22 protein-coding genes and 2 tRNA genes are annotated in these 19,214 nt (G+C 72.3%); 7 read left to right on the plus strand and 17 right to left on the minus strand.

Annotated elements, in window-relative coordinates:
* Window positions 1-108 precede the first annotated feature (108 nt).
* On the plus strand, window positions 109-294 hold the full coding sequence (gene rpmB, locus CLV56_RS16650) for a 50S ribosomal protein L28 (protein ID WP_039359451.1): 186 nt from the start codon (window positions 109-111) through the stop codon (window positions 292-294).
* A 190-nt stretch (window positions 295-484) separates the two neighbouring features.
* Here the strand turns inward: rpmB and CLV56_RS16655 are convergent, their stop codons facing one another.
* Window positions 485-1,438, minus strand: coding sequence for a thiamine-phosphate kinase (locus CLV56_RS16655; protein ID WP_425437717.1), 954 nt, complete (start codon window positions 1,436-1,438; stop codon window positions 485-487).
* A gap of 78 nt (window positions 1,439-1,516) precedes the next feature.
* Here CLV56_RS16655 and CLV56_RS16660 point away from each other — a divergent pair, with 78 nt between their 5' ends.
* Together CLV56_RS16660 and CLV56_RS16665 are read left to right on the plus strand one after the other, a co-directional pair.
* The gene (locus CLV56_RS16660) at window positions 1,517-1,753 is read left to right on the plus strand and encodes an Lrp/AsnC family transcriptional regulator (protein WP_039359456.1); all 237 of its coding nucleotides are present in this window, start codon (window positions 1,517-1,519) and stop codon (window positions 1,751-1,753) included.
* Complete coding sequence (locus CLV56_RS16665) at window positions 1,750-2,256, plus strand: DUF3515 domain-containing protein (RefSeq protein WP_157805202.1); 507 nt, start codon at window positions 1,750-1,752, stop codon at window positions 2,254-2,256. The genes CLV56_RS16660 and CLV56_RS16665 overlap by 4 nt, the downstream gene beginning before the upstream one ends.
* Window positions 2,257-2,314: 58 nt before the next feature.
* On the opposite strand, the gene CLV56_RS16670 is transcribed toward CLV56_RS16665, so the two are convergent.
* Complete coding sequence (locus CLV56_RS16670) at window positions 2,315-3,472, minus strand: D-alanine--D-alanine ligase family protein (RefSeq protein ID WP_100415316.1); 1,158 nt, start codon at window positions 3,470-3,472, stop codon at window positions 2,315-2,317.
* A 37-nt stretch (window positions 3,473-3,509) separates the two neighbouring features.
* On the opposite strand from CLV56_RS16670, the gene CLV56_RS16675 reads away from it, so the two are divergent.
* Entirely contained in the window at window positions 3,510-4,622 is a 1,113-nt protein-coding gene (locus tag CLV56_RS16675; protein ID WP_039359732.1) for a trans-sulfuration enzyme family protein, read from the plus strand.
* Window positions 4,623-4,647: 25 nt separating this feature from the next.
* Here the strand turns inward: CLV56_RS16675 and CLV56_RS16680 are convergent, their stop codons facing one another.
* Entirely contained in the window at window positions 4,648-5,649 is a 1,002-nt protein-coding gene (locus tag CLV56_RS16680; protein WP_039359460.1) for an NAD(P)H-dependent glycerol-3-phosphate dehydrogenase, read from the minus strand.
* Between the two features lie 4 nt (window positions 5,650-5,653).
* Window positions 5,654-6,421, minus strand: a complete 768-nt coding sequence (locus CLV56_RS16685) for a lysophospholipid acyltransferase family protein (RefSeq protein ID WP_039359464.1) — start codon at window positions 6,419-6,421, stop codon at window positions 5,654-5,656.
* Between the two features lie 72 nt (window positions 6,422-6,493).
* Between CLV56_RS16685 and cofC the strand changes: the two genes are divergently transcribed.
* Window positions 6,494-7,102 (plus strand): 2-phospho-L-lactate guanylyltransferase, encoded by a 609-nt coding sequence (cofC, locus tag CLV56_RS16690; RefSeq protein ID WP_039359467.1) that lies wholly within the window; start codon window positions 6,494-6,496, stop codon window positions 7,100-7,102.
* A gap of 4 nt (window positions 7,103-7,106) precedes the next feature.
* On the plus strand, window positions 7,107-7,298 hold the full coding sequence (locus CLV56_RS16695) for a hypothetical protein (RefSeq protein ID WP_039359469.1): 192 nt from the start codon (window positions 7,107-7,109) through the stop codon (window positions 7,296-7,298).
* A 4-nt stretch (window positions 7,299-7,302) separates the two neighbouring features.
* On the opposite strand, the gene CLV56_RS16700 is transcribed toward CLV56_RS16695, so the two are convergent.
* The 3 genes from CLV56_RS16700 to leuC form a co-directional block, all read right to left on the minus strand.
* A complete protein-coding gene (locus tag CLV56_RS16700) occupies window positions 7,303-8,148 on the minus strand; it encodes an HU family DNA-binding protein (protein WP_100415317.1) in 846 nt (281 codons plus the stop codon).
* 266 nt (window positions 8,149-8,414) lie between these two features.
* On the minus strand, window positions 8,415-9,014 hold the full coding sequence (gene leuD, locus CLV56_RS16705; protein ID WP_039359472.1) for a 3-isopropylmalate dehydratase small subunit: 600 nt from the start codon (window positions 9,012-9,014) through the stop codon (window positions 8,415-8,417).
* Between the two features lie 26 nt (window positions 9,015-9,040).
* Entirely contained in the window at window positions 9,041-10,447 is a 1,407-nt protein-coding gene (gene leuC / locus CLV56_RS16710) for a 3-isopropylmalate dehydratase large subunit (RefSeq protein ID WP_039359475.1), read from the minus strand.
* Window positions 10,448-10,578: 131 nt separating this feature from the next.
* On the opposite strand from leuC, the gene CLV56_RS16715 reads away from it, so the two are divergent.
* Window positions 10,579-11,298 carry an IclR family transcriptional regulator gene (locus tag CLV56_RS16715; protein WP_039359480.1) on the plus strand — a complete coding sequence of 240 codons (720 nt, stop codon included), beginning with the start codon at window positions 10,579-10,581 and terminating at the stop codon, window positions 11,296-11,298.
* A 40-nt stretch (window positions 11,299-11,338) separates the two neighbouring features.
* Here the strand turns inward: CLV56_RS16715 and CLV56_RS16720 are convergent, their stop codons facing one another.
* From CLV56_RS16720 to CLV56_RS16765, 10 genes are all read right to left on the minus strand, one after another.
* The gene (locus CLV56_RS16720; RefSeq protein WP_245857971.1) at window positions 11,339-11,863 is read right to left on the minus strand and encodes a methylated-DNA--[protein]-cysteine S-methyltransferase; all 525 of its coding nucleotides are present in this window, start codon (window positions 11,861-11,863) and stop codon (window positions 11,339-11,341) included.
* Entirely contained in the window at window positions 11,860-13,335 is a 1,476-nt protein-coding gene (locus tag CLV56_RS16725) for a DNA-3-methyladenine glycosylase 2 family protein (RefSeq protein WP_039359481.1), read from the minus strand. The genes CLV56_RS16720 and CLV56_RS16725 overlap by 4 nt, the downstream gene beginning before the upstream one ends.
* A 61-nt stretch (window positions 13,336-13,396) precedes the next feature.
* Window positions 13,397-14,332, minus strand: a complete 936-nt coding sequence (locus CLV56_RS16730) for an SDR family NAD(P)-dependent oxidoreductase (protein WP_211288176.1) — start codon at window positions 14,330-14,332, stop codon at window positions 13,397-13,399.
* 136 nt (window positions 14,333-14,468) lie between these two features.
* Window positions 14,469-14,541, minus strand: a tRNA-Glu gene (locus tag CLV56_RS16735).
* A gap of 45 nt (window positions 14,542-14,586) precedes the next feature.
* Window positions 14,587-14,658 (minus strand) — tRNA-Gln (locus CLV56_RS16740).
* A 106-nt stretch (window positions 14,659-14,764) separates the two neighbouring features.
* Window positions 14,765-16,258 carry a glutamate--tRNA ligase gene (gene gltX, locus CLV56_RS16745; RefSeq protein WP_039359487.1) on the minus strand — a complete coding sequence of 498 codons (1,494 nt, stop codon included), beginning with the start codon at window positions 16,256-16,258 and terminating at the stop codon, window positions 14,765-14,767.
* Complete coding sequence (locus CLV56_RS16750) at window positions 16,251-17,030, minus strand: fumarylacetoacetate hydrolase family protein (protein WP_039359490.1); 780 nt, start codon at window positions 17,028-17,030, stop codon at window positions 16,251-16,253. The genes gltX and CLV56_RS16750 overlap by 8 nt, the downstream gene beginning before the upstream one ends.
* A gap of 18 nt (window positions 17,031-17,048) precedes the next feature.
* A complete protein-coding gene (locus CLV56_RS16755) occupies window positions 17,049-17,459 on the minus strand; it encodes a YchJ family protein (RefSeq protein ID WP_039359493.1) in 411 nt (136 codons plus the stop codon).
* A complete protein-coding gene (locus tag CLV56_RS16760; RefSeq protein WP_039359496.1) occupies window positions 17,456-18,226 on the minus strand; it encodes an isoprenyl transferase in 771 nt (256 codons plus the stop codon). Before CLV56_RS16760 ends, CLV56_RS16755 begins: the two co-directional genes overlap by 4 nt.
* Before the next feature lie 25 nt (window positions 18,227-18,251).
* A complete protein-coding gene (locus tag CLV56_RS16765; RefSeq protein ID WP_039359498.1) occupies window positions 18,252-19,157 on the minus strand; it encodes a LysR substrate-binding domain-containing protein in 906 nt (301 codons plus the stop codon).
* Between the last annotated feature and the right edge of the window lie 57 nt (window positions 19,158-19,214).

Raw genomic sequence — 19,214 nt, forward strand, 5'->3', positions numbered from 1 at the left:
CCACGGGGTGTGCGGCAGCAGGCGAGGCCGATTGGCTCGCGCCTTGGTCGATCCGATACGCTTGACCGTTGGTATCTCCCCTTCGATTTTCCTTCAGGAGTGTTCGCTGTGGCTGCTGTCTGCGACGTGTGCGGCAAGAAGCCGGGTTTCGGCAACAACAAGCCGTGGTCGCGCAAGCGCACCCGGCGTCGGTTCGACCCCAACATCCAGCGGGTCCGCGCCAAGGTCGGCGCGACCCCGAAGCGGATGAACGTCTGCACCTCCTGCCTCAAGGCGGGCAAGGTCAGCCGCTGACCTGACGCGGTTCGACGAGGCGGGTCCCCCGAGGTGGGGCCCGCCTTTTCGTGCTGTTTGGAGGCACAGCGTGCTGTTTGGAGGCACAGCGTGCTGTCCGGAGGCACAGCGTGCTGTCCGGAGGCACAGCGTGCTGTCCGGAGGCACAGCGTGCTGTCCGGAGGCACAGCGTGCTGTCGGCAGCCACGGTTCAGCGGTAGTGCTGGTGGCCTCCCGAGCCCTCCCACGGAGCCCCGTCGACGGTGACGCTCACGGTCTCCGCGCTCCGCCGTTCACCCACCCGTCCGACGACCGTCCACCCGTCCGGCACGTCGTCGGCAGCGAACGTGGCCGCGAGCGGATGATCGTCTCCCCCGGCCAGCACGAACTGGAGAGGATCGGTGTTCGTGGCGGCGGCCACGTCCCGCAGCGGGTCGGCGATCTCGAACGCCGCCGAGTCGAGGTCGATCGTGACACCGCTGGCCCCAGCGACGTGACCCAGGTCGGCGAGCAGCCCGTCGCTGACGTCGATCATCGCGGTGGCACCGGCGCGAGCGGCCTGCGGCCCCGCGTCGTACGGCGGTTCGGGTCGCCGGTAGGCGTCCACGACGACACGGGGCGAGCGGAAGCCGCGCCCGAGAACGGCCAGCCCGGCTGCCGCCCACCCGATCCGGCCGCGCAGGGCCACGACCTCACCGGGCCGTGCACCGTCGCGCCGTACGGCCCGCTCGCAGGTCCCGACCACGGTGACCGAGACGACGACCTGCTCGGCCGCGGTCACGTCGCCGCCCACCACCTCGGCACCGACGAGGGCCGCCTCGTCGGCGATCCCGCGCGCGAGGTCGACGGCCCAGCGCTCCGGCAGGTCCCCAGGCGCCGCGAACCCGACGGTGAGCGCCGTCGTCGTCCCGCCCATGGCGGCGATGTCGGCGAGGTTCGCTGCGGCCGCACGGCGGCCCACGTCGTACGCCTCGACCCAGTCGCGCCGGAAGTGCCGGTTCTCCACCAGCACGTCGGTCGCAACCAGCACCGGCGCGTCACCGACCCGGACCAGGGCGCTGTCGTCGCCCGGCCCGATCAGCACCCGCTCCGACAGCTCGGCCGGCACCACCTCGGCGATCAGACCGAACTCGCCCACGTCCGCGACCGTCGTCTCTGCGTCCACGCCCATGGCACCATGATCCGGCATCGGGCCGCGCGGTGTAGCGTGGCACGCGGTCACGTTCGAGACGGAGGAACGCACATGGTCGTGCAGGCGTACATCCTGGTCCAGACCGAGGTGGGCAAGGCGGCCGAGGTCGCTGCCGAGATCGCGGACGTCAAGGGGGTCACGCTCGCGGAGGACGTGACCGGGCCGTACGACGTGATCGTGCGCGCCGAGGCGACCCACGTCGACGAGCTCGGCGAGCTGGTCGTCGCGAAGATCCAGCGGATCGACGGCATCACCCGGACCCTGACCTGTCCCGTCGTCCACCTGTGACCCGGCGCGGCCCGTTCGCGGCCGCCGCCCGTCTGCTCGCCGGGGGTGGCCGTGGGGTGCACGTCGGCCTCGTGCTCGGCGGCAGCGGCCTCGCCCTGGCCGGGTGCGCCAGCACGGTGCCCGTGGACGAGACGTCACCGCACGGCGACGCGGTCGCGATCTGCGAGGCGGTGCTCGACGACGCGCCCGCAACGGTGGCCGGCGAGGAGCAGGTCCGCGTCGCCCCTCCCGACGCCGGCCGCGCCTGGGGCAGCCCGGCCATCGTGATGCGGTGCGGCGTCGACCGACCCGACGATCTCGAGGCGACCTCGCGCTGCGACGTCGTCGAGGACATCGGCTGGTTCAGCCAGGAGTCGACCGAGCGCTACGTGTTCACCACGATCGGACGGACCGCGTACGTCGAGGTCAGCGTGCCGAAGCGCTACGAACCCGCCTCCGACGCCCTGGCCGACCTGGCGGACGTGATCAGCGCGCACGACCCGGTGGTGCGCGCATGCCAGTGACGGGGGCACCCGCTCGGTCCCGCGCGTCGTTGCGCGGGTCGGCGACGTGGCCGGGACCTCAGCGCATCCCGGCAGGTCGGGCCAGGGCCTGCTCGAGCAGCGCCGCCACCAGCGTCGGGTAGTCGACACCGCTCGCTCCCCAGATCGCGGGATACATCGAGAACGGCGTGAAGCCCGGCATGGTGTTCACCTCGTTGAGGTAGAACCGGCCCTCGACGAGGAAGAAGTCGACCCGCGCCAGGCCCTCGCAGCCGAGCGCACGGAACGCGCGCAGCGCCATCCGACGCACCTGCTCCCTCTGCTCGTCGTCGAGCGCTGCCGGGATGAGGTTCGCGGACGTGCCGTCGACGTACTTCGCGTCGAAGTCGTAGAACGCGTGCCCGGCGCCGTGGTCGACCGCGATCTCGCCGACCGCTCCGGCGCGGAGCGTGCCGTCGACCTGCTGGAGCACGCCGCACTCGATCTCGCGTGCCTCGACCGCCGACTCGACGACGACCTTCGGGTCGAACTCCTGGGCGGTGGCGATCGCCTCGGACAGCCCGTCGTCGCTCGGCACCAACGTGCCGCCGAAGCTCGACCCGGCGCGCGACGGCTTGACGAAGACCGGGTAGTGCAACGAGGCAACCGTCTCCCGGACGGCTGCCGGGTCGTCCTTCCACTGCTCGGCCGTCACCACGGCGTACGGCAGCTGGGGCAGACCCGCCGCCGCGAACGCGACCTTCGCCACCGCCTTGTCCATCGCGAGCGCGCTGCCGAGCACCCCCGACCCGACGTAGCGCAGCCCGGCCATCTCGAACAGCCCCTGGATCGTGCCGTCCTCGCCCCACGGGCCGTGCAGCAGGGGAAGGGCGACGTCCAGCCGGGCGTACGGCCGCCAGGCGCCGTCGTCGTCGAGGCGCAGCAGCGTCGTCCCCGCGAGCGCGACCTGCGGACCGGACGGCCGGACGGTCGGGAGCGCACCCGGCTCGGCCGCACCGACACCGTCCGGCTGGAGCACCCAGGTCCCGTCGCGGGTGATCCCGACCGGGACCACCTCGTAGCGCGCCGGATCCAGGGCAGCCATCACCTCGCGGGCCGTCATGCAGGACACCTCGTGCTCGCTCGAGCGCCCGCCGAAGACGAGGAGCACGCGGCGACGCGAGCCGTCCGGGGAGTCGGAGCCGACTGGAGCGGAGCTGCCTGACGCCGGAAGGGACGAGGCCTGCGGATCTGTCATCGGGCCGACCCTATCGCGGGTGGGGACAATGGTCGGCATGCCGCACCCCGAACCCCGTCACCACGCCGCGACCACCACCGTCGCCGCCGGTCGCCCCACCTCCGTGCCCGACGCGCCCATGAACACCCCGCTGGTACCGGCGAGCACGTTCGTCGCCGGCGGAGAGCGCGAGTACGGCCGCTACGGCAACCCGACCTGGGCAGCGTTCGAGGAGGTCGTCGGCGAGCTCGAGGGCGGGAGCGCCGTGATGTTCTCCTCCGGCATCGCCGCCGTCGCTGCCGCCCTGGGGACGATCGCGCCCGGGGGCCGCGTCGTCGTCGCCCACCAGTCCTACGCCGGGACGCACGCGCTGCTCGACGACCTCGCCGCGCACGGCGCCCTCGGCGTGACGCGGATCGACGTCACCGAGGCGGACGCCTTCACCCGTGCGCTCGACGACGAGGGCGACGGAACGGGCGGGGCGACGACCGGCGAGCCGGGCGCCGTCTGCCTGTGGCTCGAGTCGCCGGCCAACCCGACGATGGAGGTGGTCGACATCCAGACGATCACACGCGCCGCCCATGCCGCCGGGGCCCGCGTCGTCGTCGACAACACGTTCGCAACCCCGCTGCGGCAACGGCCCCTGGACCTCGGCGCCGACCTCGTCGTGCACTCCGCGACCAAGCTGCTCGCCGGCCACAGCGACGCTCTGGCCGGGGTCGCCGTCGCCCGTGACGAGCAGCTCCACCAGCGGGTCCTCTCCCATCGCAGCACCCATGGCGCCGTCCCGGGCATCCTCGAGGCCTACCTGGCGACCCGCGGCCTACGGACCCTCGCCGTGCGGCTCGACCGAGCCGAGTCGAACGCCCGGATGCTGGCCGAGCGCCTGTCGATGCATCCCGCCGTCGACCGCGTCCGCTACCCGGGGTTCGGGACGCTGTGCTCGTTCGAGCCGTCCGGCGGTGCCGACGCCGCCCACCGGGTCGTCATGGCGAGCGCGCTCGTCCGGGTCTCGACCAGCCTGGGCGGCGTCGAGTCGTCCTGGGAGCGGCGCCGTCGCTGGCCGGCCGAACCCGCCACCGTCCCCGAGGGCCTCATCCGCCTCTCGGTCGGGATCGAGCACGTCGACGACCTGTGGTCGGACATCGAGCGAGCGCTCGGCGCCGCGTGAGCCGCCCCGTACCTCCGGACCGTGGTCAGTGGATCTCGGGCTTCGGAGCACGAGCGACGAGCGAGGCGACCATCTCCTTCGGGGACGACTCCCCACGGATCAGCGCAGCGACGTGCTCGACGATCGGCATGTCCACGCCGTGCGCGTGGGCGAGCTCCGAGATCGAGTCGCTCGACTTCACGCCCTCGGCGACCTGCCGGGTGGAGGCGACGATCTCGTCCACCGTCATCCCTCGGCCGAGCTTCTCACCGAAGGTCCGGTTGCGTGACAGCGGCGAGCTGCAGGTCGCGACCAGGTCGCCCATCCCCGCCAGGCCGGCGAGCGTCATCGGATCGGCACCCATCGCCATCCCCAGCCTCGCCGTCTCCGCGAGACCCCGAGTGATCACCGACGCCTTCGCGTTGTCCCCGTAGCCGAGGCCGTCGGCGACACCCACGGCGAGCGCGATCACGTTCTTCGTCGTGCCGCCGAGCTCGCAGCCGACCACGTCGGTGTTCGTGTAGGGCCGGAACATCGGCGTGTGGCACCAGCGCTGGAGGTCCTGCGCGACGTGCTCGTCGGCGCAGGCGACCACCGAGGCAGCCGGCTCCCGCAGCGCGATCTCGCGCGCGAGGTTCGGTCCGGTGACGACCGCGATGCGCTCGGGCCCGGCTCCGGCCAGCTCGGCGATCACCTCCGACATCCGCAGGTGCGTCCCGAGCTCCACCCCCTTCATCAGGCTGACCAGCACGGCGTCGTCGCGCAGGTGGTGCGCCCAGGCCTCGAGGTTCGGGCGCAGCTGCTGGGACGGGACGGCCAGGACGACCCGCTCCGCGTCGGCCAGGACCAGCGCGGGGTCGTCGCTCGCCTTGACCGCCGCAGGAAGCTCGATCCCCGGCAGGTACTCCGGGTTCTCCTGCGTCTCGTTGATCGCCTCGCACACCTCGGCCCGGCGGCCCCACAGGTGTACGTCGTTCCCGGCGTCGGCGAGCACGAGCGAGAACGCGGTCCCCCACGATCCGGCTCCGAGCACGGCGGTCTTGGCCATGGAGTCAGCCTTCCTTCGTCAGTCGTGCCGGTCGGGGGCGCTGCTTGACCCGCGGGTCGTGCAGGGACAGCCGCTCGGCGGGTGGGACCTCGCCGCGGATCCCCGCCAGCAGCTCGGTGATCGCGGCCATGATGCGGTCCATGGCCTCCGCCAGGACCTCGTGGGTGATCTCGCGGCCACGCAGGTCGTCGAGGTCGACCGGCGGCCCGGCCGTGACCTCCATCGTCTTGCGCGGAAGGAACCTCGGGCGCGCCGTGTACGGGGCGAGGAAGAGGTTCGGTCCCCACTGCGCGATCGGGATGACCGGGCACCCGGTGGTCAGGGCGACCCGAGCGGCTCCGCTCTTGCCACCCATCGGCCACTCTCCGGGGTCCCGGGTGATCGTGCCCTCCGGGTAGAAGATCACGCCCTCCCCCGACTCCACCGCGGCGCAGGCCGCGGAGTACGCGTCGGCGGCGTTGCTGGTCCCTCGGTAGACCGGGATCTGCCCGGTCGACCGCAGGATGCGACCGAGCACCGGTACATCGAGGATCGCGGCCTTCGCGAGGTACCGCGGCGGCGCACCGTTGTCGTACAGGAAGTGCGCCAGCATGATCGGGTCGATGTGCGAGACGTGGTTCGCGGCGATCACGAACCCCTCGTGCGGCGGGATGTTCTCGCCGCCGTTCCACCGACGTCCGACCATCGCCGTCACGGGAGCCCGGAGCAGCGCCACGATCAGTCGCAGGATCCAGCCGGGATCGCGCCGCGAGGAGGGGGTCTGGGTGCTCATCGGGACGAGCGTAGTTCATCCGGGAGGTGGGCCCGCCGTGGTTCCGCCCGTCCGGGGCGGGATGATCGACGGGTGGAGGGATGGGTCGTCGTCGTGCCGGTCAAGGACCCCAGGCGCGGCAAGTCACGGATGACTGCGGGCTTCGGGGTGCACCGCGCGACGCTGGCGCGCGCGATGGCGCTGGACACCGTCGCGGCCATCCGTGCCGCGAGCCTCGTCGGCGACGTCGTCCTGGTGACCGACGAGCCGGACCTCGCCGACGAGGCGGGCGTCGCCTGGCACGCTGACCCCGGTGCCGGGCTCAACGCCGCCGTGCGAGCGGGGCTGCGCTCCGTCGACGTCGACCGACCGCGCGCCGTCGTGACCGCCGACCTCCCGGCAGCCACGCCGGCCGAGCTCGACGCCACCCTGGAGCTGGCGCAGTCGGTCGAGCTGGGGGTGGTGCCCGACGCCGACGACGTCGGCACGACCATGCTCACCATGCGCGCCGGCCGGACGATCGACCCGGCCTTCGGTGGGCGCTCGCTCGCGGCTCACGTCGCCGCGGGCGCGCAGCGCCTGGACGTCCCTTCGGCGTGGGGTCTGCGTCGCGACGCCGACCGGCCGGAGCACCTGGAGCTCCTCGCGTCCGCGTGCGGGCCACGGACGGCCGCCCTGCTCGCGTCGATCACGGTACGGTGAGCGCATGCAGGCGACCGTCGCGAGCTTCGACCCCACGACCGGCGGCACGCTGGTGCTCGACGACGGGGTGACCGTCGACTACGACGCGGACGCGCTCGACGCCTCGCCCGTCCGTCACCTGCGGCCCGGGCAGCGCGTGATCGTCACCACGACCGATGACGAGCCGCCACGGGTGCAGGCCCTGCGGATCACCTAGCTCGCTAGCGAGCCGCAGACGTCTTCTTTGCCGGCGTGCGCTTCGCGGTGCTCCGCTTGGCCGTGCTCCGCTTCGCTGTGCTCCGCTTGGCCGGCGCCTTCTTCGCGGTGCTCTTCTTGGCGGCCGTCTTCTTCGCGGTGCTCTTCTTCGCCGGCGCCTTCTTGGCGGCCGTCTTCTTCGCGGTGCTCTTCTTCGCCGCGGTCTTCTTCGCCGGTGCCTTCTTGGCGGCCGTCTTCTTGGCGGCGGTCTTCTTGGCTGGGCTCTTCTTCGCCGCGGTCTTCTTCGCGGTGCTCTTCTTGGCGGTGCTCTTCTTGGCTGTCGCCTTCTTGGCCGCGGTCGCCTTCTTGGCGGCCGACTTCTTGGCGGTGGTCGCCTTCTTGGCTGCCGTCTTCTTCGCGGCGGTCGCCTTCTTGGCCGTGCTCTTCTTGGCTGCCGACGCCTTCTTCGCGGTCGTCTTCTTCGCCGTGGTCTTCTTCGCCGGCGACTTCTTGGCAGCGGCCTTCTTGGCCGTGCTCTTCTTCGCCGCAGACTTCTTCGCGGTCGCCTTCTTCGCCGCAGGCTTCTCGGCCTGCTTCACACCTGCCACCACGTTCCTCAGCTCCCCTCCGGGTTTGAACTTCGGGACTACTCGGGTACGGGTCCGGTGCACCGCACCGGTCCTCGGGTTGGTGATCAGTCGGCCGGAGCGGATCGCGTGCTGGAACGCACCGAACCCCGAGATCATGACCCGCTCCCCCTTGGACAGCTCCAGGGTGAGTGTCGAGATCACGGCGTCGAGTGCGTGACGGGCCTCCGTGCGGTTCCCTCCGAACGAGGCCGCCAGCACATCGACGAACTGGCTCTTGTTCACCGGTCTCCTCCGTGAACGGGCCGCTGGTCCCGCTCGCCGATCGGGTGATCGGCTTTGTCCGACTTCCAACACCGTAGAGCCATTTGTGCACTTGTGTGCGGTTGTCCTTCGCGGGCGCGTCGGCGCGTCGTACGGCCGGCGTCGCTCGCGCACGGCACCACCGGGAACGACACGAGCCCGAGAACCACGGTGGCTACGTGGTTCTCGGGCTCGGCGCGATCGCGTCGACGGCAGCGTCGCGCGACCTGCTCGATGTCAGCGAGGTGCTACATCGTGGCGGGCTTGTGCGCGGGTCGCGTGCCTTCGTGCGCGCTGATGAGCTCGTCGTGACGCATCGTGAGGCTGATGTCGTCGAGTCCTTCGAGCAGCCGCCAGCGCGTGTAGTCGTCGATGTCGAACGAGTCCTCGACACGGTCCGGGCCGTCGCCCGCGCGCACGGTCCGCTCGACGAGGTCGACGCTGATCTCACCCCCGGGGTTGTCCTCGAGGTACGACCACAACGCCTGCACGGTCTTCTCGTCGACCTGCGCCGCGAGCAGTCCGGCCTTGCCGGCGTTGCCGCGGAAGATGTCACCGAAGCGCGGCGAGAGCACGACACGGAAGCCGTAGTTCTGCAGGGCCCACACCGCGTGCTCGCGCGACGAGCCGGTCCCGAAGTCCGGGCCGGCGACGAGCACGGTCGCCGACGCGTACGCGGGCTGGTTGAGGACGAACGCCTCGTCGCCGCGCCAGGCGGCGAACAGCCCGTCCTCGAACCCGGTCCGGGTCACCCGCTTGAGGTAGACGGCCGGGATGATCTGGTCGGTGTCGACGTTGCTGCGGCGCAGCGGCGCCCCGACTCCGGTGTGCGTGCTGAACTTGTCCATCTCGATCCTTCGTCGTGAGCGGCTCGTCAGACCGACGCCAGGTCGGCCGGGGAGGCGAGGTGTCCGAGGACGGCCGTGGCAGCGGCCACCTCGGGCGAGACCAGGTGGGTCCGCCCGCCCTTGCCCTGACGACCCTCGAAGTTGCGGTTCGACGTCGACGCGCTGCGCTCGCCCGGCGTGAGCTGGTCCGGGTTCATCCCCAGGCACATCGAGCAGCCGGCGCCGCGCCACTCCGCCCCGGCCTCCTTGAAGAGCACGTCCAGGCCCTCGTCCTCGGCCTGGAGCCGCACCCGGACCGAGCCGGGCACGACGAGCAGGCGGGTCGAGTCGGCGACCCGGCGGCCCGAGATCACCTCCGCGGCCGCGCGCAGGTCCTCGATCCGGCCGTTCGTGCACGACCCGACGAACACGGTGTCGACGGCGACGTCGCGCATCGGCGTACCGGCGACGAGCCCCATGTACTCCAGCGCGCGCTCGGCGGCGACCTGGTCGCTCGGGTTGTCGAAGTCGTCGGGCGACGGGACGTTCGCCGACAGGGGCACGCCCTGGCCGGGGTTGGTGCCCCACGTGACGAACGGGGTGACCTTCGACGCGTCCAGCGTCACGACCTTGTCGAACTCGGCGTCGTCGTCGGTGACGAGGCTCGACCAGTGCGCGACGGCGGCATCCCAGTCCGCGCCCTCCGGCGCGTGGGCCCGCCCCTTCACGTACGCGAAGGTGGTCTCGTCCGGCGCGATCATGCCGGCCTTCGCGCCCCACTCGATCGACATGTTGCAGACCGTCATCCGCGCCTCCATCGACAGCGCGCGGATCGCCTCGCCGCGGTACTCGACGATGTAGCCCTGTCCGCCACCGGTGGTCTCCTGCGCGATCAGCGCGAGGATCAGGTCCTTCGCACTCGAGCCCTCGGGCAGCTCGCCGACGACCTCCACGGCCATGGTCTTCGGCTTCGCCTGCGGCAGCGTCTGCGTCGCGAGCACGTGCTCGACCTCGCTGGTGCCGATGCCGAACGCGATCGAGCCGAACGCGCCGTGGGTCGCGGTGTGCGAGTCGCCGCACACGATCGTCATGCCGGGCTGCGTCAGGCCGAGCTGCGGACCGACGACGTGCACGATGCCCTGCTCGACGTCGCCCATCGGGTGGAGCCGGACGCCGAACTCCTCGCAGTTGCGCCGCAGCGTGTCGACCTGGGTCTTGGAGACGGGGTCGGCGATGGGCTTGTCGAGGTCGGTCGTCGGGATGTTGTGGTCCTCGGTCGCCAGGGTCAGGTCGACCCGGCGCACACCGCGGCCGGCGAGGCGCAGGCCGTCGAAGGCCTGCGGGCTGGTCACCTCGTGCAGGAGGTGGAGGTCGATGAAGAGCAGGTCCGGCTCTCCGTCAGCACTTCGGACGACGTGCTCGTCCCACACCTTCTCCGCGAGGGTCCTGCCCACTGGTCTCTCCTTGTCCTCCGTGCCGCCACGGTGGATCCGTGACGGCGCCTGCGACACCGTGCCTCCGTCACCGGGGCGGGCGTGTCATCCCGAATCTTGCATTTCACAATGCGAGACGTCAATATCAAGACATGGACAACTCTAGCGGAGTCGGCGTGCTCGACAAAGCAGCTCTCGTCTTGTCGGCGCTCGAGGCAGGCCCGGCGACGCTGGCCGGCCTGGTCGCGAGCACCGGGCTGGCCCGGCCGACCGCCCACAGGCTGGCTGTCGCCCTCGAGCACCACCGGCTGGTCGCACGCGACATGCAGGGCCGCTTCGTGCTCGGTCCGCGGCTCTCCGAGCTCGCCGCGGCGGCCGGCGAGGACCGGCTGCTCGCCGCGGCCGGCCCCGTGCTCGCGCGGTTGCGTGACATCACCGGCGAGTCCGCACAGCTGTTCCGTCGCCAGGGCGAGTACCGCGTCTGCGTCGCCGCCGCCGAGCGACCGACCGGGCTGCGCGACACCGTCCCCGTCGGCAGCCAGCTGACGATGAAGGCCGGGTCGGCGGCCCAGATCCTGCTCGCCTGGGAGGACCCGGAGCGGATGAACCGCGGCCTCCAGACGGCGTCCTTCTCCGCTGCCGCCCTCGCGCAGGTCCGGCGTCGCGGGTGGGCGCAGAGCGTCGGCGAGCGCGAGAGCGGCGTCGCGTCGGTCTCGGCCAGCGTCCGCTCCCCCTCCGGCAAGGTGATCGCCGCCGTGTCGGTCTCCGGTCCGGTCGAGCGGCTCACCCGCCAGCCGGGACGGATGCACGCCCCGGCCGTGGTCGCCGCCGCGGAACGACTGTCGCAGTCGCTGCGCCGCACGGGCGAGTAGCGCCGCCCACCGCCACCGGCTCACCCACGACAGGCCCGGATCAGAACAGCGCCGCGTGCTCGATCGACAGCAGCGTCTGCTTGCGATCCAGCCCTCCGGCGTACCCCGTGAGCGTGCCGTCCGCCCCGATCACCCGGTGGCAGGGGACGACGACGGGGATCGGGTTCGAGCCGTTCGCGGCGCCGACGGCGCGCGCACCGTGGGGGCCGAGCTCGAGCTCGCGGGCGATCGCGCCGTACGTGCTGGTCGTGCCGTACGGGATCGCGCGCAGCCGTGCCCAGACCGCCTGCTGGAACGCCGAACCCCGCGGCGCGAGCGGGAGATCGAACTCCTCGAGGTCGCCGTCGAAGTACGCGCGCAGCTGACGGGTCGCCTCGACCAGCACCGCATCCTGGCCGTCGTCGTCCGACGGGGTCGCGCCGAAGTCGATCGCCACGACGTGCTCCCCGTCGGAGTGCACGCGCAGCCCGCCGATCGGCGAGTCGAGGTACGCCGTCGCACGGCTGGTCGTCGGGACACCGATCGCGCTCGATCCGGTGCCGGTGTGGGGCGTGGGCATGGTCATGCTGTCCTCCGCTCGGTCGAGCTCCACAGGTGGACCGCGGCGTACGAGCGCCACGGGCTCCAGGTCGTCGTCGAGGCGGGATCGATCCCGCGCTCGGTCAGCCGGCGCCGTACGACGAGGTCGTCGGCGAGCAGCACGTCGGGGTCGCGGGTCGCGCGCATCAGCACGTAGTCGGCCGTCCACACCCCGATCCCGCGGATCTCGAGCAGCGCCTCGCGCAGAGCGGCACGGTCGGCGCTCGTCCCGAGGTCGAGCTTGCCGACCGCGACCGCGTCGGCGATCGCCGCCACGGTCGCGGCACGGGTCCGCGGCATCCCGAGCGTGCTCGGATCGGTCGTCGCGAGCCGGTCCGGCTCGGGGAAGAGCCGGGTCAGGCCGTACGCGTGCGCGAGCGGGGTCGGCGCCTCCAGGGGCGAGCCGTGGTCGGCGACGATCCGTCCGAGGGTGGTCCGCGCGCCCGCCACCGAGACCTGCTGCCCGACGACGGCGCGGACCGCGAGCTCGTAGCCGTCGACGTGCCCGGGCACGCGCAGGCCGGGCCGGGCCGCCACGTCCGGGCCGAGCGCCGGATCGGAGCCGAGGACCTCGTCGATCGCGACCGGGTCGGCGTCGAGGTCGAGCAGACTCCGGCACCGCGCGACCGCGGCCATGGTGTCGCGCAGGTCCGCGAGCTCGAGCGCGCAGCGCACATGATCGGCCGCCAGGGTGAGCGCGACGACACCCGAGCCGTGAGGCAGCCGCAGCGTCCGGGCGTACGTGCCGTCGCGGACGGCTTCGAGGCCGTCGACCGCACGCCGGGCCAGGAAGGCGAGCAGGCTCTCGTGGTCGAAGGGCGTCCGCACGGCGAGACGCAGCGTGATCCGGCCCGACGACGGCGCGGACCCGGTCGCTCCTCCCCCGCGCGCCCGACGCCGGGCCACCTCGCGCAGACTCGTCGGAGACGCGTCGTAGACCGTGCGCAAGGTCTCGTTGAACTGACGGACGGATGCGAACCCGGCCGCGAACGCGATGTCGGTGATCGGCACGTCGGTGGTCTCGATCAGGATCCGGGCGTGGTGGGCGCGGTTCGACCGTGCCAGGGCGAGCGGACCCGCGCCGACCTCGTCGACGAGCATCCGGTTCACGTGGCGCGTGCTGTACCCCAGCCGCGCGGCGAGCCCGGTCACGCCGTCGCGCTCCACGACCCCGTCGCGGATCAGGCGCATCGCGCGCCCGACCGTGTCGCTGCGCACGTCCCACTCGGGCGACCCGGGTGCGGCGTCCGGACGGCACCGTCGGCAGGCGCGGAATCCCGCGTCGTGCGCCGCGGCGGCGCTGGCGTAGAACCGCACGTTGCTGCGCTTCGGCGTCCGCGCCGGGCACGACGGCCGGCAGTAGATCCCCGTGCTCGTCACAGCCGTGTAGAAGACCCCGTCGAAACGGGCGTCCCGCGCGCTCACCGCCCGGTAGCAGCGGTCCTGGTCCTCGATCACCACTCCAGCATGACGCGTCCCACCGACATCCACTCGCGGAAATCGGACACTGCCGTCCCGGTCAGTCCGCGAGACCCACGAGCCCGGCGCTGTCACGCCACAGAGCATCGGCCACGTCGTCGTCGCGCGCCAGCACCGACGGCTCGGGCCAGGTGACCCGGCCCCGTCGTAGCGCCGCGTACGACGCTGCCCCCGGCGGACGCGCATGTCCGGTCGCCAGGTCGGTGAGCGCCCCCGCCGCCGCCGCGGCCGTGTTGAACGTCGGCCGCACGGCCCGCAGCGGGCGCGAGACCCAAGGCGTCCCGAGGACCTGCCAGGCGGCGCGCATCGGCAGCGGGAGGTCGGCGGCGAGACCCGTCCCGAAGACCTGACCAGGACACAGCGCGACCACGGTGATGCCGCGCCGTCGCACGTCCCCGTCCGCCGCGAAGCGCCGAGCCGTGAGCACCGCGCACAGCTTCGACGCGGTGTACGCGTGCTGCCCGGACCGTCGCGGTCGCGCGTCCCGGCCCGGGTCGCGCTCGGGATGGGCGAGCAGGTCGGCGTCGGCGTGCCGAGGAGGCGCCAGGCCCGCACGCGTCGCGGGATCGTGGGTGCCGCTCGTGGTGATCACGACGACGGCGCCGTCGGCGAGTCGCGGCGCCAGCCGGCGCAGCAGCAGGAAGTGCGCGAGGTGGTTCGAGGCGAACGTCACCTCGAACCCGTCGGGGGTGCGGGCGTCGGTGTCGCGACGGATCACACCGGCGTTGAGCAGCAGCGCGCCGATCCGGTCATCGCCGAGCACCGTCGCGACCGTGCCCGCGAACCGCTCGGTGGCGTCGAGCCGCGTCAGGTCGAGCGACAGCGGCTCGCCGTACGGGACGGCGCGGCGCGACCCCAGGATCACGCGTGTGCGCGGCCGCCGCACCAGATCCTGCGCGGCGAGCGCACCGAAGCCGGAGGTGCCGCCGGTCATGACGACCGTCAGCGGACGGGGCTGCGGTGGCGCGGGGCTCACGTCTGACCACGCTAGAGGAATCAGGCGCTCGGCGGAACGCCGAGCGACCGCCGACGCCGACCACGTGCCGGAGATGCCGGAGAGATGCCGGAGAGACACCAAGGCGCCCGAGTCCGGTGGACTCGGGCGCCTGTTGTAGCCCCGACGGGATTCGAACCCGCGCTACCGCCTTGAGAGGGCGGCGTGCTAGGCCGCTACACAACGGGGCCGTGGTGATGAAAGAACCTTACCGGACGGGCCGGAGGGCTCCTTCGCTGGGGTACTAGGACTCGAACCTAGACTAACGGTGCCAGAAACCGACGGGCTGCCAATTACCCCATACCCCATGGCTGTGGTCCGGCTCCTTGCGGCCCCGAACCGAGAAGAACATTACCGGATGGCTCCCGAGGACCCAAACCCGGGGTGGCCCTCCGGCATGCCTTCGCCGTGCTGCTAGGCGTCGCCGCCGCCGAGCGCTGCGGCGAGCCGTGTCAGGGTCCGCTCCTTGCCCAGCAGCTCGATCGACTCGAACAGCGGCGGGGAGATCCGGCGGCCGCTGACGGCGACCCGGACGGGCCCGAACGCGTGCCGCGGCTTGAGCCCCAGCCCCTCGACGAGCGCGTCGCGCAGCGCCTGCTCGATCGAGGGTGTGTCGAACGTCTCCAGCCCCGCCAGCGCATCGTGGGCCGCCCGCACGACCCCGAGCCCGTCCTCGGTCAGCAGCTTCGCCGCGTCGTCGGGATCGACCCGGAACGTCGCGTCACCGACGAACAGGAACGCGAGCATGTCGACGGCCTCGGACAGCACCGTGATCCGCTCGTTGACCAGCGGCGTCGCCTGCGCGAGCAGCTCCAGCTCCGCGGACGTCGGCTCCGGCCCGAGCAGCCCGGCGTCGGTGAGGTACGGCACCAACCGCCCGGCGAGCTCGGAGACGTCCAGCTCGCGGATGTGCTGGGCGTTGATCGCCTCGCACTTCTTCAGGTCGAACTGCGCCGGGTTCGGGTTCACCCGCTCGATCTCGAACGCCTCGGCCATCTCGGCCAGGCTGAACAGCTCGCGATCGCCGCCGATCGACCAGCCCAGCAGCGCCAGGTAGTTGAGCAGGCCCTCCGGGAGGAAGCCGCGCTCGCGGTAGGTGTCGAGGCCACCGCCGGGATCGCGCTTGGACAGCTTGCGGTTGCCCGGGCCCATCACGAACGGCAGGTGGCCGTACTGCGGCACGACGCCCTCGCCGATCCCGAGCGCGACCAGCGCACGGTGCAGCGGGATCTGGCGCGGCGTCGAGCTCAGCAGGTCCTCGCCGCGCAGCACATGGGTGATCCCCATCGCGGCGTCGTCGACCGGGTTGGTCAGGGTGTACAGAGGCTGGCCGTTCGCGCGCATGATCACGTAGTCCGACACGTGCTCGGGGTCGAACGTGACCTCACCACGGACCAGGTCGTCGAAGGTGATCGGCTCGTCGGGCATCCGGAACCGCACGACCGGCTTGCGCCCCGTCGCCTCGAACTCCGCGCGCTGCTCCGCGGTGAGGTCGCGGTGCAGCCCGTCGTACCCGCTCGAGCGCCCCTCGGCCCGCGCCTGCTCCCGGCGCTCCTCGAGCTCCTCGGGCGTGTCGTAGGCGTAGTAGGCGTAGCCGGCGGCGATCAGCTTCTCGACCACCTCGGCGTACGTGTCCATCCGCTGCGACTGGCGGTACGGGCCGAGGTCGCCACCGACCTCCGGACCCTCGTCCCAGTCCAGCCCGAGCCAGCGCAGCGACGCGATCAGCCCCTGGTAGGACTCCTCGGAGTCGCGGGCCGCGTCGGTGTCCTCGACGCGGAAGACGAACGTCCCGCCGTGATGGCGGGCGAACGCCCAGTTGAACAGAGCCGTCCGGACGTTGCCGACATGCAGATTGCCGGTCGGGGACGGGCAGAACCGGACGCGGACCGCGTTCGACTCAGTCACGTGGGACCACCTTGTTGGTCAGAGTTCCGATGCCTTCAACGGTGACGCTCACCTCGTCGCCGACGTTCATCGGGCCCACCCCCTCGGGGGTGCCGGTGAGGATGACGTCGCCCGGGAGCAGCGTCATGAAGCCCGAGACGTACGCGATCAGCTCCGCGACGCCGAAGATCATCGACGAGGTCCGGCCGTCCTGGCACACCTCGTCGTTGCGGGTCGTCGTCAGCCGCAGGTCCGACGGATCGAGGTCGGTCTCGATCCACGGGCCCAGCGGGCAGAAGCCGTCCGCGCCCTTCGCGCGCGCCCACTGCCCGTCGCTGGCCTGCCGGTCCCGCGCGGTGACGTCGTTGGCGACGGTGTAGCCGTAGATCACCTTCGCCGCGTCCTCGACCGGGACGTCGGAGCAGATCCGGCCGATCACGACGGCCAGCTCGCCCTCGTAGTGCAGGTCCTCGGTGAACGACGGGTACTGGATCGGGTCGCCCGGTCCGGTCACGCTGGTGTTCGGCTTGAGGAAGACGAGCGGCTCGGACGGCACCTCGTTGCCGAGCTCGGCGGCATGGGCGGCGTAGTTGCGGCCGATCCCGACGACCTTGCTCCGCGGCAGCACCGGGGCGAGCAGCCGGACCTCGTCGAGCCGCAGCTTCTCCCCCGTCAGCTGGATCCCCGCGTACAGCGGGTCGCCCGTGATCACGGCGATCACCGGGACGCCGTTGTCGTCGCCGACGAGCCCGAACCGCGGGTCCTCGTCGGTCGTGAATCTCGCGATGCGCACGAGGGACAGCCTACGGCGTCAGCCTCCGGCCCCCGGATCCAGCAGGTCGCCGCCGACATAGACCCACCGACCCGCCCGACGCTCGAAGCGGCTGCGCTCGTGCATCACGCCGACCGCGCCGCCCGCGCGGTGGTGCGCCCGGAACTCCACGACGCCCACCTCCGCGCCCGGGTCCGTCTCCGCCTCGACGATCTCGAGGCGCTCCCAGGTCAGGCCCGGCGCCGGCGTCACGTCATCCGGTCGGGTCCGTGGGTGCCACGTCCGGAACACGTAGTCGGTCAGGTCGAGGGCGTAGGCGGCGTAGCGCGACCGCATCAGCTCCTCGGGCGTGCGCGCCTGACGCTCGCCGCGGTGCAGCGGCCCGCAGCACGCGTCGTAGGCCGCGCCCGACCCGCACGGGCACGGCACCGGCGCAGCCGGCCAGCTCATGCGGAGCCGTAGCGCCGGTTGCGCTGCGCGTAGGTCTCGATCGCCTCCCACAGCGCACGCCGGTCGACGTCGGGCCAGGCGATGTCGGAGAAGACCATCTCGGCGTACGCCGACTGCCACAGCAGGAAGTTGCTCGTGCGCTGCTCACCCGAGGTCCGCCAGAACAGGTCGACGTCCGGCATGTCGGGCTCGTCCAGATAGCGGGCGAGGACACGCTCGTCGATCTTGTCGGCGCGGACCTTCCCGGCGGCCACGTCGCGGGACAGTGCGGCAGCAGCGTCGGCGAGCTCGGCGCGGCCGCCGTAGTTCACGCACATCGTGAGGGTCAGGACGTCGTTGTCGCGGGTGAGGTCCTCGGCGGCCTCGAGCTCCTTGATCACGCTCCGCCACAGCCGCGGCCGCCGGCCCGCCCAGCGCACCCGCACCCCCAGCTCGTGCATCTCGTCGCGCCGGCGCCGGATGACGTCACGGTTGAACCCCATCAGGAAGCGCACCTCGTCGGGCGAACGCTTCCAGTTCTCGGTCGAGAACGCGTACGCCGAGATCCAGCGGACCCCGACCTCGATCGCGCCCTCGACCACGTCGAACAGCGACGACTCCCCCGCCTCGTGACCCGCCGTACGGGGCAGCCCACGCTGCTTGGCCCACCGACCGTTGCCGTCCATCACGACCGCGACGTGCTTCGGCACCAGGTCGGACGGGAGCACCGGCGCGGTCGCGCCGGACGGGTGCGGGCTCGGTGGACGGACCTGACGACGACTGCTCACCCGGCCATTCTGCCGTCCGGCCCGATCACGACGTCGACTCGAGTCGCGCGACCACGCCCGCCAGGCTCTCCCGGACCGCACGAACGCCCGGCTGACGTGCCGACGCACGGCGGGCCGAGGTGAAGATGGTGCGCCGCGGCCGCGCCGCGAGACGGCGGAGCCCGACCGACGGGCTCCGCCCGAGCCACAGCAGGTCCGGCAGCAGCGCGACCGCGTTGCCGGACTCGATCAGCCGGATCTGCGCCTGCAGGTCGGCGGTCTCGTACCGCACGTCCGGCTCGAAGCCCGACCGCCGGCAGGCCTGCTCGGCGAAGTGGCGCGACGCGACCCCGCCCGGCTCCATCACCCAGGCCGCACCGGCGGCGTCGTCGATCGTGCGGACCCGGCTCCACGGGCCGTCCGGCGGGACCGCGAGCCGGATCTCGTCGGTCGTCAGGTCGACCCGGTCCAGCTCCGGGAGCCACGGCGCGGCGTGCTCCGGGTACTGCTCGGCGACCACGAGGTCGAACTCGCGCGCCCACGTCTCGCGCAGGGCGGACTCGGGCTCGCTCTGGGTCATCGTCACCCGCAGACGCGGATGGGACTCGGCGAGCGCCGTCAGGGTCTGCGGCATCAGCGCGAGCGCAGCGGACTGGAAGACCGCGAGCCGCACCGAGCCGGTCGCCTCCTCCAACGACGCCGCCATCTCCGCCTCGGCCAGCTCGAGCCGATCGAGCACGGCCGCGGCGTGCTCGGCGAGGATCTCGGCCTGCGGCGTCAGGCGTACGCCCCGCCCCGCCTTGCGCAGCAGCGGGACACCGACCTCCTTCTCCAGGAGGGCGAGCTGCTGGGACACCGACGACGGACTGAGGTGCAGGGCCTCGGCGACGCCCGCCAGCGTGCCGCGGATCTCCAGCTCGCGCAGCAGCCGCAGGCGACGGACCTCGAGCATGCCGGTCTCCTTCCAGCACGGAGCTTAATGATCATGGGAACCGATGGATACTCATCG

It is taken from the genome of Mumia flava (assembly GCF_002797495.1).
Classification (GTDB): Bacteria; Actinomycetota; Actinomycetes; order Propionibacteriales; family Nocardioidaceae; genus Mumia; species Mumia flava.